This is a genomic window from Amycolatopsis rubida (assembly GCF_900115345.1).
Taxonomy (GTDB): domain Bacteria; phylum Actinomycetota; class Actinomycetes; order Mycobacteriales; family Pseudonocardiaceae; genus Amycolatopsis; species Amycolatopsis rubida.
Map to the genome: position 1 here is coordinate 118,450 of NZ_FOWC01000021.1, position 16,341 is coordinate 134,790.

Below are 16,341 nucleotides of genomic sequence, written 5' to 3' on the forward strand. Positions count from 1 at the left end.
CCGAGAAGCCGGACAGACAAGGGGAAGAAACGATGCGACAGCTACGGTCCTGGATGCGCGACTGCGGGGTGGGATTCGTCCGCGCCGCCCAGGCGGCCGGGGTGGCTCTGCTGATCCCGGCCGTCTGGGCGGCCGCGGCCGGGCTGTGGCAGCTGTGGGGCGGCAGCCCGTGGTCGTGGATCGCGCCGTTCATCTGGGCGGCGATCGGGACGCTGGCACTGGCCCGTCCGGTCTGCCGGATGACGCGGGTCCTGGTCGCGAACTGGACCGGCATCGTCCTGCCGCCCGGATACCGCGAACTGGCGCCGATCACCCAGCTGTCCACCGGATACTGGTGGAACGGCCACTCCTACTCGCGCACCCGCGAAGACGCCCGGCGCGAGCAGCGGCTGAAGAACTGGCGCTACGACCCGGCGACCTGGCGGGACCTGCGGTTCGCGCTGATCGCGCCGTTCTCGTTCGGCCTGGTCGCGCTCGTGCCGCTGCTCGGTGTCGTCGCGGCCGTCCTGACCTTGGCGAATCTCCCGGACGGGTACCTCGCCGGCCTGCTGGTCACGATCGCGACCGCGCCGTACGCCTGGCGGAGCGTCATCCCGGTGGCCACGCGGTTCCTGGGCGCGTCCGCCACGATGGAACTGGCCGACCGGGTCGACACCCTGACCGCCTTGCGCGCGGACACGACCATCGCGCAGGCCGCGGAAATCCGCCGCATCGAACGGGATCTGCACGACGGCGCGCAAGCCCGGCTGGTGGCGCTCGGCCTCGCACTGGCGACGGCGGAGAAACTGATGGAGACCAATCCCGAGCAGGCCAAGGAATTGCTGCGCGACGCCCGTGCCGGTGCCGCCACGTCGCTCACCGAACTACGCGAACTGGTCCGCGGCATCAGCCCGCCGGTGCTGAACGAACGCGGCCTCGCCGACGCCGTCCGCGCGATGGCCATGGACATGCCGGTGGACGTGGCCGTCGAGACCGACCTGCCGCAGCCGCTCGATCCGCCGATCGAATCCGCGCTGTACTTCGGGATCGCCGAACTGCTCGCCAACGCGGTGAAGCACGCGCACGCCTCGCACGTGCGGATTTCCCTGCTGCAGGAAGGGAATCAGCTGTGCGCCGAGGTCGAGGACAACGGCCGCGGCGGAGCCGGAATCAATCCGGACGGCGGGCTCGGCGGGCTGCGCCGCCGGCTCGCGGTCTTCGACGGCACTCTGGAGATCACCAGCCCGGAAGGCGGGCCGACCCGAGCGTGGATGATGGTGCCATGCGCATCGTCGTAGCCGAAGACCTCTACCTGCTGCGGGACGGATTGGTCCGGCTCCTCCAGGCGTACGGCCACGAGGTGGTGGCGACCGCGACAACCGGCCCGGAAACCGTCGCCGTCCTGCGGGAACACCGGCCGGACGTCGCCGTCGTGGACGTCCGGATGCCGCCGACGCAAACCGACGAAGGCCTGCGCGCGGTGCTCGCCGCGCGACGCGAGACACCAGGGCTGCCGGTGCTGATCCTGTCGCAGCACGTCGAACAGCTCTACGCCCGCGAACTGCTGGTCGCCGGGGCCAGCGGCGTCGGATATCTGTTGAAGGACAGCGTTTTCGAGGCCGAGCAGTTCGTCGACGCCCTCGAACGCGTCGCGGCCGGCGGCACGGCGATGGATCCGGCGGTGATCTCGAAACTGCTCACCAGCGGATCGCCGGACCAGCGCCTCAGCTCACTGACCGGGCGCGAGCGTTCGGTGCTGGAGCTGATGGCGGAAGGCCTGTCCAACGCGGAGATCGCCCGGCGGCTGTTCCTGAGCGAAAGCGCGATCAGCAAGTACACGACGTCGCTGTTCGGCAAGCTCGGCATCACCGACGACGACACCGGCAACCGGCGCGTCCTCGCCGTGCTGACCTACCTCAACTCGTGAGTGTTGATCACGGTTCTCACCGTGATCAACACTCACGACGGCGTCAGCCGATCGAAGCGGCGCACCGTTTCCTCCGCGCCCAGCGCCTGCGTGATGGCGTGCAGGTCCGGGCTGCGGGTCGACCCGGTGATCGCGATCCGGATGATCTGCGAGGCCTCGCGGATCGAACCCGGGTAAGCGTCCGGGTTCTTCTTGTATTCCTTGGCGTTCTTGGCGAACCCGTGCTTCGCCGCGACCTCGCGGATCTGCTGGAACCACTCCTGCCCGTCGTCGAGCTGCTGGTACGCCGACACGAAGTCCGACGCCACCGCGCGCACGACCTCCGCCGGAACGCCGAGCGCCGCGATCCGCTCGTCGTCGGGACCGGTCGCCGCCTGGTGCAGCTGCGGGAAGAAGAACCCGTAGACGGCGCGGAACTCGCTCCACTTCTTCAGGTCCTTGCGCGGGTTCTCGACGCCCTCGCGCTCCACTGCCAGCGCACGCAACGCCAGCGCACGGGAGGACTCCAGGACTGCCTTCAGCTCCGGGTCGAACCGCTCGGCCCATTCCAGCACCGACGCGAGGATCTCCTCGCCGGACAGCGTCGCGACGTAGTCGGCGGCGAGGTCGTCCAGCTTCACCAGGTCCACGAGCGGACCGGCGACGCCGCACTCGTCGAGGTTGATCGGCGCGTCGAGCGCTTCGGCGAGCGGCATCTCGGCGAGCCGCCCGTTCGCCAGGCCGCGCAGGTAGTACAGCACCGCCGGGACCGGGTAGCCGGCTTCGAGGTAGAAGTCGACGGAGGCCTCCGGGTCCTTGCGCTTGGACAGCTTCCGCTTGCTGCCGCCCTCCTGCTTCATCAGCGGCGCGATGTGCGCGTACTGGATCGGCTCGAAGCCGAGCGCTTCGAAAAGCTGCTGGTGCGTCGGCACCGAGGAGATCCACTCGTCGCCGCGGATCACCAGGTTCACCCGCATCAGGTGGTCGTCGACCGCGTGCGCGAAGTGGTAGGTCGGCAGCCGCGGGCTCTGGTCGGAGCTCTTGAGGATCACCACGTCGTTGCGGTTGGCCTCGGCCTCGATGGTGCCGCGGATCGCGTCGGTGAAGCGCACACGCTGCCCGGTGTCGTCGGGCGCGCGGAAGCGGACCACCCACGGCTCGCCCGCGTCGAGCTTCGCCCGCACGTCGGCCGGGTCAGCGTCGCGCCAGATCGCCCACGAGCCGTAGTAGCCCGTCGGGAGCTTCGTGGCCTGCTGCCGCGCGGTGATGGACGCCAGCTCGTCCTTCGTCGCGAAGTCGATGTACGCACGGCCTTCGCGCAGAAGGTGCCGTACGTAGGTGAGGTAGATCTGCTCGCGCTCGGACTGCCGGTACGGGCCGTACTCACCGCCGCGCACCGCGTCCTCGTCGGCTTGCAGCCCGAAGTACGCGAAGCCGCGTTCGAACTGCTCCAGCGCGCCCTCGACCTCGCGCGACTGGTCAGTGTCCTCGACGCGCACCAGGTAGCGGCCCTCGGAACGGCGCGCGACGTCCTGGTCGATCGTCGCGACGTAGATGCCGCCGATGTGCACGAAGCCGGTCGGCGACGGGCCGAACCGGGTCACCTTCGCGCCGTCGGGCAGCTGCCGGGCCGGATAGCGCTGTTCCCAGTGCTCAGGCTCGGGCAGATCCGCGGGGAACAGGGCGTCGATGACCGCACGGTCCAGCATCGGAGGTCGGGTCTCCCAGGTCGTTCGGGTGTTTTCGCTAGTGCTTCGAGTATCGCCGACCGCTGTCTGCACCGGTCGTCCAGGTCCCCGGGTTGCGAACCGACCGTTTACGATATATCGTGAACGTGTCGCAACAGTTCGAGAAAGGAAACCAAGACCATGAACCGACGACGACACCCCTTCCCCGGCGGGCACTCGTTCCCCGGCGGACATCACGAACACGGAGAGCACGAAGAGCGCGGACGGTCCTCGTTCGGCCCCTGGGGCCGGGAATTCGGCGAGTTCGCCTTCGGGCCCGGCGGTCGCGGACGCCGCGGCCACGGTCCGGGCGGCGGACGCCGGGGCTCCCGGCGCGGCCGGCGCGGCGACGTGCGGGCGGCGATTCTCACCCTGCTCGCGGAACAGCCGCGGCACGGGTACGAGATCATCCGCGAGATCGGCGAGCGCAGCGGCGGGTTCTGGAGGCCCAGCCCCGGCTCGATCTACCCGACCCTGCAGATGCTGGCCGACGAGGGCCTGGTCGTGAGCCGCGACGAGAGCGGGAAGAAGCTCTTCGAACTCACCGACGAGGGCCGCGCCACCGCCGAGCAGCAGACCGGCACGCCGCCGTGGGAGCACTTCACCGACGACGTCGAACCGGTCGAGCACGACCTGCGCAAGGCAGGCGCGACGCTCGCCGCGGCCGTCGTGCAGGTGATGCGCGCGGGCAGCGAGACCCAGCAGTCCCGCGCGGTGGACGTACTCAACGAGGCACGCCGGTCGATCTACTCGATCCTCGGCGAGGTCGAGGACTCCGAAGACTCTCCGGCTTCGGCCGAGTCCGGAGAGGCAGCCGAGTGACCGGGCAGGACGAGGCCGGTGGGTTTGACGCGGCAGTGCACGCGATAACCCACCGGCAGCGTCACCTCGCCCGATCCCGGGTTCAAGCGGCGCGTGTCAGCGATCGCCCGCTGCGCGACCTTCGCGCTGAACTCGATCTTCAACACTGATTCCGCCGCGGCGAAATCCGCGAAGCGCCAACGCGTGCGTACGCGCCGGCAGTTGAAGCCGTGCGCGGCGAAGAACCGTTCCACCGCAGGCGGGTCGTAGTGCGGCAAATCCGCCCGCATCCACCCGCCGTACGGCTCGCTGGCCACGTCGAGGTCGACAATCATGATCGATCCTCCGGGCCGCAGCACCCGTTCCGCTTCGCGCAATCCCGGTTCGCATCCAGGGCCGAAGAAATACGCGGTGCGCGCGTGCACGATGTCCACACTGGCGTCGTCCGCCGGCAACCGCTGCGCTCGTCCCACGCGGACTCGCACGTTCTCCAGATCCCGCACCCGTCGCTCCGCGTCCCGCGCGAGCGGCGGGTGCGGTTCGATTCCGAGCACCGATCGCGCGTCCGCGGCGAAAAGCGGCAAGTGGTATCCGTCACCGCAGCCGAGATCGAGAACGTCGAGACCGGTCCAGTCGCGCTCTTCGCGCAGTACGCGCCAGATCTCGCCGTCCGCGTCCTGCGCCCGGTTCTCCACGTCGTAAACGTGTTGGTAGTACCAGATGTTCGGGCTGGGAACGACTTCTCCGGACGCCGCCGGACCGCGGAACAACCAGCGCACAGGACTCCTCTCCGGTCCAGGGGCCCCGACGGGCGCGACATCTTTCCCGCTCAGAGCGTAGAACGCCGCTCGGCCGAATAGACTTCACCCTCTCGGGGAGGAGAACGCGATGTCGACCGACTGGCAACTCGCCCGCACGCTCCCGGCAGGCCTGCCCTGCTGGGTCGAGGTGGCGTGCCGCGACGAAGCCCGGACCCAGGACTTCTACACCCGGCTTTTCGGCTGGGAATACGAAACCCGGCGCGATCCGGCGTCGCCGACCGGGCGGTACTCGATCGGGTCGAGCGAGGGGGTTCCCGCCAGCGGCCTTTACCAGGCCGGAGCCCGCAGCGCGCCCGGCTGGACACTGCACCTCGCGGTGCCGCACACCGACAGCGCGGCCGAATGGGTCGAGCATCTCGGCGGCCAGGTGACGCTCGGGCCGATCGCGATTCCCGAGCGGGGGAGCATCCTGCACGCGATCGACGCGTGCGGCGCGCCGGTGGTGTTCTGGGAAGCCCCGCCGGACTGGCAGTTCGCGGGCGGCGTGCCCAACACCTTCAGCGGCGCGGACCTCAACACGCACGACGGCGTGGCCGCGGATCACTTCTACACCAAGCTGTTCAACTACTCGAACCGTCAGGTCGGCGACGGCGAAAGCGTTGACTATTCCGAATATTCCATTGAGCACACGGCAGTGCTCTACCGCTACACGATGGGTCCCGAGTACCGCCGGGACACTCCCCCGCACTGGCTCGTGTACTTCGAGATCGACCCGGCGCGCGGCGCGGACGCGGCGGCGGGCGAAGCGCTGATGCTGGGCGGTTCGGTCGTGATCGAGCCGTACGACACCCCGTTCGGCCGCACCGCGATCCTCGCCGATCCGGACGGCGCGGTGTTCGCGGTGATCGACCACTCGCGAGTGCTGGAAGACGTGGGCCGCGCCGAGGTCGACGACCCGTACGACGACTGAGAACTCAAGCCGGGACGAAGGCCGACAGCAGCAGCCACGACACGACGGCCGAGGGCAGCAGCGAGTCGAGGCGGTCCATGATGCCGCCGTGGCCGGGCAGCAGCGTGCCCATGTCCTTGATGCCGAGGTCACGTTTGATGAGCGATTCGACGAGGTCGCCGAGCGTCGCGGTGAGCACGATGGCCGCACCGAAGATGACGCCCTGCCAGGCGTGGCCGTCCAGCATCAGGCTGATCGTGAGCACGCCCGCGACGATGCCCGCGACCATCGAACCGGCGAAGCCCTCCCAGGACTTCTTCGGGCTGATCGTGGGCGCCATCGGGTGCTTGCCGCCGAGCACGCCGGCGATGTAGCCGCCGGTGTCGGAGGCAACGACGCCGATCAGGAACGTGAGCACGCGCCCGACACCGTCGTGCGGCGGCACGAGCATGGCCGCGAACGCACCGAACAACGGCAGGTACGCGGCGGCGAAAACGGAAGCGCTGACGTCGCGCACGTAGCCCTTCGCGCCGCCGGGCAACCGCCACAGCAGGCAGGCGAGCACGGTGAGCACGAACGCGGTGAGCGCGCCTTCCCGGCCGAACGGCCAGGCCAGCCAGATCATCGCCTGCCCGCCGACGAGCACCGGGATCAGCGCGACCCTGGTGTCCGCGACCCGGCGCAGCACGCCGGAGAACTCGAACGTGCCGACCGCGATCGCGGCGGCGATGACCCCGATGAAAATGAACCGGACGGTGAGCAGGGAAACGATGATCGCGGCCCCGAGCAGCAGCCCGACGCCGATCGCCGCGGGAAGGTTGCGCCCGGCCCGGGATGCCTTCTTCTCCGGTTCGGCCTTCCCGCTGGTCTCCGGACCGCCCCCGGACGCGGCCGGCCCGCCGTTCGCCGGCTTGCTCGCGGGAACGCCTTTCGCGCCTTCGCCCGGCCCGCCTTGAGCGCCCTTCGCCGCCTTGCCCTCGGACGCGGCTTTCACGCCTTCGGCCAACCCGCCCTCAGCGGCACCTTTCGTGCCTTTCGCCGACCCGCCCTTGGACGCAGCCTCCGCACTCTCCGCCAGCCCGCCCTCAGCCGCGCCTTTCGCGCCCTTCGCCGACCCGCCCTTGGACGCAGCCTCCGCACTCTTCGCCAGCCCGCCCGCAGGAACGCCTTTCGCACCCTTCGCCGACCCGTCCCCGGATTCCGCGTGATTCCCTGCCGCAGCACCGGATTCCGCGCGCGCATTCGTCGCGGAGTCCGATTTTCGCTGCCCAGCAGGGGTTTCCGGAGCCGGTTCCAGCCGCGAAACCGGGTCCGGCTCGGCGGCCGGGCCCGGTGGCGGGGTGTCGCTCACCCGCTCGTCGCGTTCCTCGCTCACCTGGCTCATCAGACCTCGAGCAGCTCGGCTTCCTTGTGTTTCACCAGCTCGTCGACCTGGTGCACGTAGGTGTCGGTGAGGTTCTGCAGCTCCTTCTCGGCGCGCGCGACCTCGTCCTCGCCCGCTTCGCCGTCCTTCGCGATGCGGTCGAGTTCTTCCTTGGCCTTGCGGCGGACGCTGCGGATCGAGACGCGGGCGTCCTCGCCCTTGCCCTTGGCGACCTTCACCATCTCCTTGCGCCGCTCCTCGGTGAGCTGCGGGATGACGATGCGGATGACGTTGCCGTCGTTGCTCGGGTTGACGCCGAGGTCGGACTCGCGGATCGCCTTCTCGATGGCGTTCAGCTGCGTCTGGTCGTAGGGCTTGATCAGCGCCATCCGGGCCTCCGGCACATTGACGCTGGCCAGCTGGTTCAGCGGGGTCGGCGCACCGTAGTACTCGACGACGATGCGGGAGAACATCGACGGGTTGGCCCGCCCGGTGCGCACCGACGTGAGGTCTTCCTTCGCGACGGACACCGCTTTTTCCATCTTCTCCTCGGCGTCGAGGAGGGTCTCGTCGATCACGGCTACTCCCGGTGTTGTGTGGTCGGACCTGAGCTTGATCCCAGCAGGTCTAGGCGGACGCCTCGTCGGCGGGGGTCGAGACCAGCGTGCCGATCCTCTCACCGCCCACCGCGCGGGCGATGTTGCCCTCGGTGAGCAGGTTGAACACGATGATCGGCATCTTGTTGTCCATGCAGAGGCTGAACGCGGTGGCGTCGGCGACCTTGAGTCCGCGCTCAAGCACCTCGCGGTGGCTGATCTCGGTGAACATCTTCGCGTCCGGGTCGGTCTTCGGGTCCGCGGTGTAGACGCCGTCCACGGCCTTCGCCATCAGCACGGCTTCGCAGCCGAGTTCGAGCGCGCGCTGCGCGGCGGCGGTGTCGGTGGAGAAGTACGGCATGCCGACGCCGGCGCCGAAGATGACGACGCGGCCCTTTTCCAGGTGCCGTTCCGCGCGGCGCGGGATGTAGGGCTCGGCGACCTGGCCCATCGTGATCGCGGTCTGCACGCGAGTCGGGAGGCCTTCCTTTTCGAGGAAGTCCTGCAGCGCGAGGCAGTTCATCACGGTGCCGAGCATCGCCATGTAGTCGGCGCGGTCGCGGTCCATGCCGCGCTGGGACAGCTCCGCGCCGCGGAAATAGTTGCCGCCGCCGATCACCACCGCGATCTGCACTCCGGTGCGCGCGACGTCGGCGATCTGCTGGGCGACGGAGTGCACGACGTCGGGGTCGACGCCCACCGCGCCGCCGCCGAACATCTCGCCGCCCAGTTTCAGCAGCACCCGGCGGTATCCGCCTTTGACCCGGTCCTCACCCATGTCTGTCGCCTCCTGCCCCTCGGTAGACCCGACTGTGCCCCGTCCCCGATGCGCGGAGACGGGGCACAGTGCCAGAATCTAGTCCCAGTGCCTCGCTCAGGCCTGTCCGACCTCGAACCGGGCGAACCGGGTCAGGGTCACGCCGGCCTCGTCGAGCAGGGCCTTGACGGTCTTCTTGTTGTCCTTGACCGACGGCTGCTCAAGCAGCACGTTGTCCTTGTAGTACGCGTTGACCTTGCCCTCGATGATCTTCGGCAGCGCCTGCTCGGGCTTGCCTTCCTCGCGGGCGGTCTGCTCGGCGATGCGGCGCTCGTTCTCGATGATCTCGGCCGGCACCTCCTCGCGGGTCAGGTACTTCGCGCGCAGCGCGGCGACCTGCATCGCGGCGCCGCGGGCGGCGTCGGTGTCGTCGCCGGTGAACTCGACCAGCACGCCGACTGCGGGCGGGAGGTCGGAGCCGCGGCGGTGCAGGTAGGTCGCGGTCTTGCCCTCGAACGACACCACGCGGCGCAGCTCGAGCTTCTCGCCGATGCGGGCCGACAGCTCCTGCACGACCTCGTTGACCGGCTTGCCATCCAGGTCGGCGGCCTTCAGCGCCTCGACGTCGCTGGACTTCAGCGCCTTCGCGGTCTCGACGATCTTCGCCGCGAGCTGCTGGAAGTCGTCGTTCTTGGCGACGAAGTCGGTCTCCGAGTCGAGCTCGATCATGACGCCGCCGTCACCGGCGACCAGGCCCTCGGCGGTGGCGCGCTCGGCGCGCTTGCCGACGTCCTTGGCACCCTTGATGCGCAGGAACTCGACAGCCTTCTCGAAGTCGCCGTCGTTCTCTTCGAGGGCCTTCTTGCAGTCCATCATGCCCGCGCCGGTCATCTCGCGCAGGCGCTTCACGTCAGCGGCGGTGTAGTTCGCCATCGTGTTGAATCCGTCCGTTTCAGGTACGTGTGCGGTGAGCGCCGTCCGGGCGGCCCTGCGCGGACCGCCCGGACGGGGTGGATCAGGAGTTGGCCGGAGCCTGCTCGCCGGTCGCTTCCGCGGTCTCAGTCGCGGCGGCGGCCTCGGTCGCGACGGCGGTCTCAGTCGCCGCGGCGGCCTCGGTCGCGTCAGCGGCAGCGGTCGCGTCGGCGGCAGCGGTCTCCGAGCCCGCGAGGAGCTCCTTCTCCCACTCGGCCAGCGGCTCGTCCGAAGCACCGGTCTCCGGCTTCGCGTCGGCCGAGGCGCCGTTGCGGCCGGAACGGGCCATCAGCCCGGCCGCGGCGGCCTCGGCGACGACCTTCGTCAGCAGCGCGGCGGAACGGATCGCGTCGTCGTTGCCCGGGATCGGGTAGTCGACCTCGTCCGGGTCGCAGTTGGTGTCGAGGATCGCGACGACCGGGATGTTGAGCTTGCGAGCCTCGCCGACGGCGATGTGCTCCTTCTTGGTGTCGACGATCCACACCGCGGACGGCACCTTGGCCATGTCCCGGATGCCGCCCAGGGTCTTCTCGAGCTTGTCCTTCTCGCGGGTCAGCGTGAGGATCTCGCGCTTGGTCAGGCCGGTGAAGCCGCCGGTCTGCTCCTGGGCTTCGAGCTCCTTCAGGCGGAGAAGGCGCTTGTGGACGGTCTGGAAGTTGGTCAGCATGCCGCCGAGCCAGCGCTGGTTCACGTAGGGCATGCCCACGCGCGCGGCCTCGTTGGCGATCGCTTCCTGAGCCTGCTTCTTCGTGCCGACGAACATGATGGTGCCGCCGTGCGCGACGGTTTCCTTGATGAACTCGAACGCACGGTCGATGTACGTCAGCGTCTGCTGCAGGTCGATGATGTAGATGCCGTTGCGCTCGGTGAAGATGTAGCGCTTCATCTTCGGGTTCCACCGACGGGTCTGGTGCCCGAAGTGCACGCCGCTGTCGAGCAGCTGCTTCATGGTGACGACGGCCATTGCCGGAATCACACCTTCTCTGTAGTCGCGCGCTCCCGCTGTCGGTTTTCGATCCGCCCGCGGGGGCGCTGTTCCGGTTAGTCGCCCGCGACCGGGAGGTCGTGAGCCCTGGTGCCGTAGCCGATGCCCGGACCCGTGGGTTCGGTAACGCGAAACCCCAGGGACCGCCGGACACCGTGCGCCCCTCCGTCCGGGTTCCCGCCAGAAACGGCCCGTCCGGGGACGCGCGCACGTGCACGCGAAGTCAGCCCAGCGAGCGGGCTGCGGGATTGATTCTACCCCCTGCCACCAGGCCCGCCCCTGCGGGCAGCCTTCGCCCGGCCCGGGGTTGTCCACAACTGTGTCCGCCTGTGGACAACTAGCGCCGAGCAGCGGAGTTTCGTCGGTCGGTGGCTGAGGATGGGGACATGACCACTACGCGATCTTTTCCCGTTACCGCCGCTGCTTCCCGCACCGCCGATTCTCCTGCGACTGCCCCGTTGCGTTCGCCCTCGACGCCGGCCCCTTCGCCCGCTGCCGCCGCAGCTTGCCCCGCCGATTCCCGCACGGCTCCCCCGCTGCATTCGCCCTCGACGCCGAGCACGACCAGCTCAACGCCCTCCCCTGTTCCTCGCCGGGACAGAGAGGCGAGCAGCCAATCCGGTCCCCCACTGAATCCGTCGTCGCTCGATCCGTCGTCGGTGTGGTCGACGGGCTCGGCGGGCTCGGCGGGGTCGGCAGGCTCGGCGGGGTCGGCAGGCTCGGCGGGGTCGGCAGGCTCGGCGCGGTCGACGCGGTCGACGCGGTCAGCGGGCTCGGCGAGGTCAGTGGGCTCGGCGAGGTCAGTGGGCTCGGCGAGGTCAGTGGGCTCGGCGCGGTCAGTGGGCTCGGCGGGGTCAGAGGCGGGATCGGCAGCGACAGCGCCGGAAACGCCTCACCCGGTGGTCCTGGCAACCACCGCTCTGCTCACTCGGCACCCACCCGCAGCCGCCCTCCTGAGCCAGGACGACACGATCCCGCCCGCCGTCCCGGCGCACTCGCTCCCTCGAAGCGGCCGTCACCGCAGACCGCCCGCCAGACCGCCAAGAATCCGCGCCACGCTCCGCCGCGCCTGGACCCGCGCGACCTCCGCCGCGAATGCTGCCAGCCGCTACGCCCTCTTCGCCTCACGTCGGCTCATCCGCCCACCCCGCCCAGGGACCGTCGTTCTCCCGCCGCGGATCCGAATCTCCCTGCCCTGTGATTTCAGCTGGGGCCACCCGCCCCTGCGGCTGGCCGGAGCAGGCGGCGAACTCCCGCCGTTCAGCCTCCGCGGCCGCAGAAACATCACCCGAACGTGGCTGATCCTGGCGACAGTCTTGACCCTGTCCGCAGGCTCGGCAGCCCTGCTCCACTCGCGAGCCGACGCCGCGCCCCGCCAGCCCGTTCCGGAAGAACCCGGCCGCCTGGCCTGGCCTCTGACGCCCCGCCCGCACGTCACCCGCGACTTCGAACCGCCCGCGACCCCGTTCGGTCCAGGCCACCGAGGCGTAGACCTGGAAGCCGCCGCCGGGCAACAGGTGCTGGCCGCAGACATGGGAGTGGTGGTCTTCGCCGGTCAGGTCGCAGGCCGAGGAGTAGTCGCCGTAGACCACGACGGCGGCCTCCACACGACCTACCTCCCGATCACCCCGGCAGTCGCCGCCGGAGACCAGATCTACCGCGGCCAGCCTTTGGGAACCGCCGCCCCAGGCCACCCCGGCTGCCCGACCGCCGCCTGCCTGCACTGGGGAGCCCGCCGCGGCACGGAATACATCGACCCGCTCGCCTTGGTCGGCACCCCCAGCCGGGTACGCCTCAAGCCGTGGGCCGAAGGCCCGTGACACCAACGCAGCCGCCGCCCCGCCCGCTGCCGGCTGATCGATCCGAAGGAGGTCGATAGGCTCAAGCCGCTGCCATACCGAACCTGGTCCGCTCCGACCGCGCCCATGCACGCTCCGCGTGTGAGAACCCCTGCACCGGACAGCCTTGCGGCCAAGGCAATCGCCCGCGCACCGGTCGCGGATCCGCGGGTCAGCCGCTGGGTTGCTCCATCAGCTTGGCGCGCAGCCGCATCACCGCACGGGTGTGCAGCTGGCTCACCCGGGATTCCGTGACTCCGAGGACCTTGCCGATTTCCGCCAGGGTCAGGCTCTCGAAGTAGTAGAGGCTCACCACGATCTTGTCCCGCTCGGTCAGCTGCGCGATGGCTTCGGCGAGCTGGCGGCGGTTGTCCTGGTCCACGAGGACGGCCACCGGGTCGACCGCGCCGTCGTCGGGGAGGGTGTCGACCAGCGAGCCGGCGTCTTTGCCCGCGGCGACAAGGTCTTCCAGCGCCACCACGCTGGTGAGGCGGAGCTGGCCGTAGAAATCGCGCAGGTCGTCGAGGCTGATGCCCATTTCGCCGGCGAGTTCGGCGTCGGTCGGGGTTCGGTGCAGACGGGCGCCGAGGCGTTCCAGGGCGCGGGCCGTTTCCTTCGCCTTGCTGCGCACCGCGCGCGGGACCCAGTCCTGGGAGCGCAGGTCGTCCAGGATGGCGCCCCGGATGCGTTGCATCGCGTACGTTTCGAAGCGCAGGCCGCGTTCCGGGTCGAACTTCTCGATCGCGTCGACCAGCCCGAAAATGCCCGACTGCACGAGGTCGCCGACGTCTACGTGCGTCGGCAGACCGGTGCCGACCCGGCCCGCGACGTACTTCACCAGCGGTGCGTAGTGCAGCACCAGCCGGTCGCGCGACGTCTGGTCCGGTTTGTCGGCGAACTGCTGCCACAGCGCCTGAATCCCCGCGTCGACGTCCTGACCAGGACGACCGTCCCCGTTGACGGCGTCCTGCACGCCGGGGCGTTCCGCCCCGGCTTCCGTGACCTGCGACGTGGAAGTCATTGCACGGTCGTTCTCGGCGTGCTGCTCAGTGTGGTCTCCGTGCTCGTGCGGATGCGCGTGCGCCGGCGGTTCGGCCCTGCCGTCCCCGGCCGAGCCGCCGCCGGCCTCTTCAGGCCCGCGGGTGTGCTCGGTCATGGATCGCCTTCAGCCGATCGACGGTCACATGAGTGTAGAGCTGGGTCGTGGCCAGCGTAGCGTGACCAAGCAGTTCCTGAACGCTCCTGAGATCGGCACCTCCTTCGAGCAGATGCGTCGCGGCGGAATGCCTTAGCCCGTGCGGCCCCATGTCCGTTGCGCCCGGCACCGCGGCCACCGCCTCGTGCACCACCCGGCGCGCCGCGCGCGGGTCGAGGCGCTTGCCGCGAACGCCCAGGAAAAGCGCCGTCAGCGGCGTTTCCCCAGCCAGCGCGGGCCGTCCGTCCTCCAGCCACGCGGTCAGCGCCCCGGCCGCCGGGACGCCGAACGGAACTGTCCGCTCCTTGTCCCCCTTGCCCACCACCGAAACCACGCGGCGGGAAAAGTCCACGCTGCCGACGTCTAGTCCGCACAGCTCCGACACCCGAATGCCGGTTGCGTACAGCAATTCGACCACTGCGCGGTCACGCAGAGCGACCGGATCCCGTTCGGCTGCCCCTTTCGCGGAGGCGTCCATGAGCGCGTCAGCCTGCTCGGCACGGAGCACGCCGGGCAAGGTCCGGTGCGTGCGCGGCGCGGCAAGCCGGCCGCCCGGGTCCGACTCCAGCAAACCGGTGCGGTGCGCCCAAGCCGTGAACGTGCGCGCAGCCGCGGCGCGGCGCGCGAGGGTGGTGCGCCCGGCGCCGTCCGAGCGCTGCCCCGCGAGCCACGCGCGCAGCTGCGTGACGTCCAAGTTCTCAAAGCTCCGCGCGGGACGGTCGCCCTCCCCCACGGTCAGGAACGCCAGCAGCGAAACGACGTCGCCGACGTACGCGCGCACGGTGTGCGGCGACAGCCCACGCTCCAGCGACAGATGCCGTTCGTAACCGGCCACCACCGATTCGGCGGACTCCGGCAATTCGGCGCGAAGTGCCCGAAGATCGGGTCGTGGCGGACGTTTCCGGTGTCCACCGGGACGCGGGACCGCGTCCTTGCGTGCACTCGCTGACGGCATGGCGGTTACGCTGCGCGAACCATCGCCATTGGTCAAGCATCGCCACGCCCATCATCGGATGGCCGTTCGGACGATCTGCCGCCAACCGGTCTCGCCGCGCACCGCGAAGCCGTCGATTTCCAGTGCGGGCAACAAGGCGCGAACTCGGGAAACGGGCACCCCAGCGCTTTCCGCGACCTCTTCCGGAGCCCTGCCCGCCCGGGGAAGCAGCGCGTCGTAGACCCGCGCCGCCTCCGGGCCGAGATTGTCCGTGGGCCGCCGGTTCGGCTCAGCGGCCGGAGCCGCGGTGCCGAATCGGCCCACGGTTTCGAGCACCTCGTCGACTGAGGTGACCAACGTGGCCTTGCAGTCCCGGATCAACGCGTGGCAACCGGCTGAACTGCCCGAATGCACTGATCCCGGCAACGCCATCACGACCTTGCCAAGCGCACCCGCGATAGTGGCAGTGTTGCGCGCACCGCTACGAATTCCGGCCTCTACAACGACTGTGCCGTCGGTAAGGCCTGCAATAAGTCGGTTTCGCACCAGAAATCGATGTCGCGCGGGCGGGGTCTTCGGTGCGTACTCGCTAACGATCGCGCCGCCCTCGGCGACGATGCGGTTCAATAAGTCGCTGTTTCCCGCGGGATAGGCATAGTCGACCGCACAGCCGAGCAGCGCAACCGTGACCCCACCGCCGCTGAGCGCGCCTCGGTGCGCGGCAGCGTCGATGCCCAGGGCGGCACCGGAGAAGACCGGTACTTGGCGGGCTGCCAAGGCGTGGCCGATCTCGACGGCGTTGTGCAGACCGTAGTCCGTGGCCATCCGAGCGCCGACGACCGCTACCGCGCGGTCCGCGACTTCGGCCAGGCTCACGTCGCCGCGCACCCAGAGCCCGAGCGGTGCCGCCACGTGCTTCACGCCGTTTCCCGTTGCTACCGCAAGCGAGAGCAGTGGCCACGCGGGCCATTCGTGGTCTTCGGGGACCACGAGCCGGGCACCGGCTTTGGCGGCTTCCTCAAGATCTTGTTCCGCGATCGTGGATTCCCGCCGCGCGGCCGTTTCGCGAAGCACCTTTTCGGGACAGTCCCCGGCCTGGACGCGCCCGGCGGCCGCGACCGGGCCGTGTTCGCCGACGAACTCCAGCAGGTGCGGTGCCGGTGGTTCAGCGACGCCGAGCAGATACGCGCGGGCGAGCCGTTCTGAATCGGTCGCCGCGGTCTGGTCCTCGACGGCGACGCTCACGCCGCACCTCTTCGGCCACTGGGATTTTCGGGGCGGACAACGGCAAGGTGCCGATGCAGCGCCAACCGTTCTCGGACCCGGACCGGGTCGTGTTCGGGGCGGACTTCCCGGCGGCGGACCGGATGCAGATGCCGGGCGATCTTGTGCTGCGGCGTCTTCGGCCTGCGGTGCCGGGTGCGCTGGGACGAGGACGGGATGGCTCGGTTGGACATGGTGCTTTCCTTTCGCCGGGGTTCCGGACGGGCAGGTTTGCCGGTCCGGGGCTTAGAACACAGGCTCGGGGCTGGGCTGGGCTGGGCTGGGCTGGGCTGGGCTGGGCTGGGCTGGGCTGGG

16 protein-coding genes are annotated in these 16,341 nt (G+C 69.8%); 5 read left to right on the forward strand and 11 right to left on the reverse strand.

The genetic code is table 11. From position 1 onward, the window contains the following. Positions 1-32: 32 nt before the first annotated feature. Entirely contained in the window at positions 33-1,277 is a 1,245-nt protein-coding gene (locus BM362_RS42475; protein WP_093576978.1) for a sensor histidine kinase, read from the forward strand. Beyond that, the gene (locus BM362_RS42480; RefSeq protein WP_067590936.1) at positions 1,262-1,906 is read left to right on the forward strand and encodes a response regulator transcription factor; all 645 of its coding nucleotides are present in this window, start codon (positions 1,262-1,264) and stop codon (positions 1,904-1,906) included. The genes BM362_RS42475 and BM362_RS42480 overlap by 16 nt, the downstream gene beginning before the upstream one ends. Before the next feature lie 32 nt (positions 1,907-1,938). Here the strand turns inward: BM362_RS42480 and BM362_RS42485 are convergent, their stop codons facing one another. Then, positions 1,939-3,594 (reverse strand): glutamate--tRNA ligase, encoded by a 1,656-nt coding sequence (locus BM362_RS42485; RefSeq protein WP_067590933.1) that lies wholly within the window; start codon positions 3,592-3,594, stop codon positions 1,939-1,941. A 159-nt stretch (positions 3,595-3,753) separates the two neighbouring features. Between BM362_RS42485 and BM362_RS42490 the strand changes: the two genes are divergently transcribed. Continuing rightward, the gene (locus BM362_RS42490; protein WP_198545526.1) at positions 3,754-4,434 is read left to right on the forward strand and encodes a PadR family transcriptional regulator; all 681 of its coding nucleotides are present in this window, start codon (positions 3,754-3,756) and stop codon (positions 4,432-4,434) included. Here the strand turns inward: BM362_RS42490 and BM362_RS42495 are convergent. Next, a complete protein-coding gene (locus tag BM362_RS42495) occupies positions 4,359-5,192 on the reverse strand; it encodes a class I SAM-dependent methyltransferase (protein WP_067589166.1) in 834 nt (277 codons plus the stop codon). The two genes, BM362_RS42490 and BM362_RS42495, sit on opposite strands and share 76 nt — an antisense overlap. A gap of 109 nt (positions 5,193-5,301) precedes the next feature. Here BM362_RS42495 and BM362_RS42500 point away from each other — a divergent pair, with 109 nt between their 5' ends. After that, positions 5,302-6,144 carry a VOC family protein gene (locus BM362_RS42500; protein ID WP_067589167.1) on the forward strand — a complete coding sequence of 281 codons (843 nt, stop codon included), beginning with the start codon at positions 5,302-5,304 and terminating at the stop codon, positions 6,142-6,144. 4 nt (positions 6,145-6,148) lie between these two features. Here the strand turns inward: BM362_RS42500 and BM362_RS42505 are convergent, their stop codons facing one another. The 5 genes from BM362_RS42505 to rpsB form a co-directional block, all read right to left on the reverse strand. After that, entirely contained in the window at positions 6,149-7,129 is a 981-nt protein-coding gene (locus tag BM362_RS42505; RefSeq protein WP_425285774.1) for a phosphatidate cytidylyltransferase, read from the reverse strand. A gap of 377 nt (positions 7,130-7,506) precedes the next feature. Then, positions 7,507-8,064, reverse strand: a complete 558-nt coding sequence (gene frr, locus BM362_RS42510; protein ID WP_067589171.1) for a ribosome recycling factor — start codon at positions 8,062-8,064, stop codon at positions 7,507-7,509. 49 nt (positions 8,065-8,113) lie between these two features. Beyond that, positions 8,114-8,860, reverse strand: coding sequence for a UMP kinase (gene pyrH / locus BM362_RS42515; protein WP_067589173.1), 747 nt, complete (start codon positions 8,858-8,860; stop codon positions 8,114-8,116). A gap of 96 nt (positions 8,861-8,956) precedes the next feature. Beyond that, positions 8,957-9,772: a translation elongation factor Ts gene (tsf, locus tag BM362_RS42520; RefSeq protein WP_067589176.1), complete on the reverse strand. Its 816-nt coding sequence runs from the start codon at positions 9,770-9,772 to the stop codon at positions 8,957-8,959. Positions 9,773-9,854: 82 nt separating this feature from the next. Continuing rightward, positions 9,855-10,775: a 30S ribosomal protein S2 gene (gene rpsB / locus BM362_RS42525; RefSeq protein ID WP_067589181.1), complete on the reverse strand. Its 921-nt coding sequence runs from the start codon at positions 10,773-10,775 to the stop codon at positions 9,855-9,857. 1,364 nt (positions 10,776-12,139) lie between these two features. On the opposite strand from rpsB, the gene BM362_RS49730 reads away from it, so the two are divergent. Next, positions 12,140-12,616 (forward strand): murein hydrolase activator EnvC family protein, encoded by a 477-nt coding sequence (locus BM362_RS49730; protein ID WP_232791889.1) that lies wholly within the window; start codon positions 12,140-12,142, stop codon positions 12,614-12,616. Between the two features lie 190 nt (positions 12,617-12,806). Here the strand turns inward: BM362_RS49730 and BM362_RS42535 are convergent, their stop codons facing one another. The 4 genes from BM362_RS42535 to BM362_RS47140 are packed head-to-tail and all read right to left on the reverse strand — an operon-like array spanning position 12,807 to position 16,220. Continuing rightward, positions 12,807-13,790 (reverse strand): FliA/WhiG family RNA polymerase sigma factor, encoded by a 984-nt coding sequence (locus BM362_RS42535; RefSeq protein ID WP_093576980.1) that lies wholly within the window; start codon positions 13,788-13,790, stop codon positions 12,807-12,809. Continuing rightward, positions 13,765-14,784, reverse strand: coding sequence for a tyrosine recombinase XerC (locus tag BM362_RS42540; protein ID WP_244287468.1), 1,020 nt, complete (start codon positions 14,782-14,784; stop codon positions 13,765-13,767). The genes BM362_RS42535 and BM362_RS42540 overlap by 26 nt, the downstream gene beginning before the upstream one ends. Positions 14,785-14,835: 51 nt before the next feature. Next, positions 14,836-16,008: a DNA-processing protein DprA gene (dprA, locus tag BM362_RS42545; RefSeq protein WP_093576982.1), complete on the reverse strand. Its 1,173-nt coding sequence runs from the start codon at positions 16,006-16,008 to the stop codon at positions 14,836-14,838. After that, the gene (locus tag BM362_RS47140) at positions 16,005-16,220 is read right to left on the reverse strand and encodes a hypothetical protein (RefSeq protein ID WP_143132630.1); all 216 of its coding nucleotides are present in this window, start codon (positions 16,218-16,220) and stop codon (positions 16,005-16,007) included. The genes dprA and BM362_RS47140 overlap by 4 nt, the downstream gene beginning before the upstream one ends. Positions 16,221-16,341 lie beyond the last annotated feature (121 nt).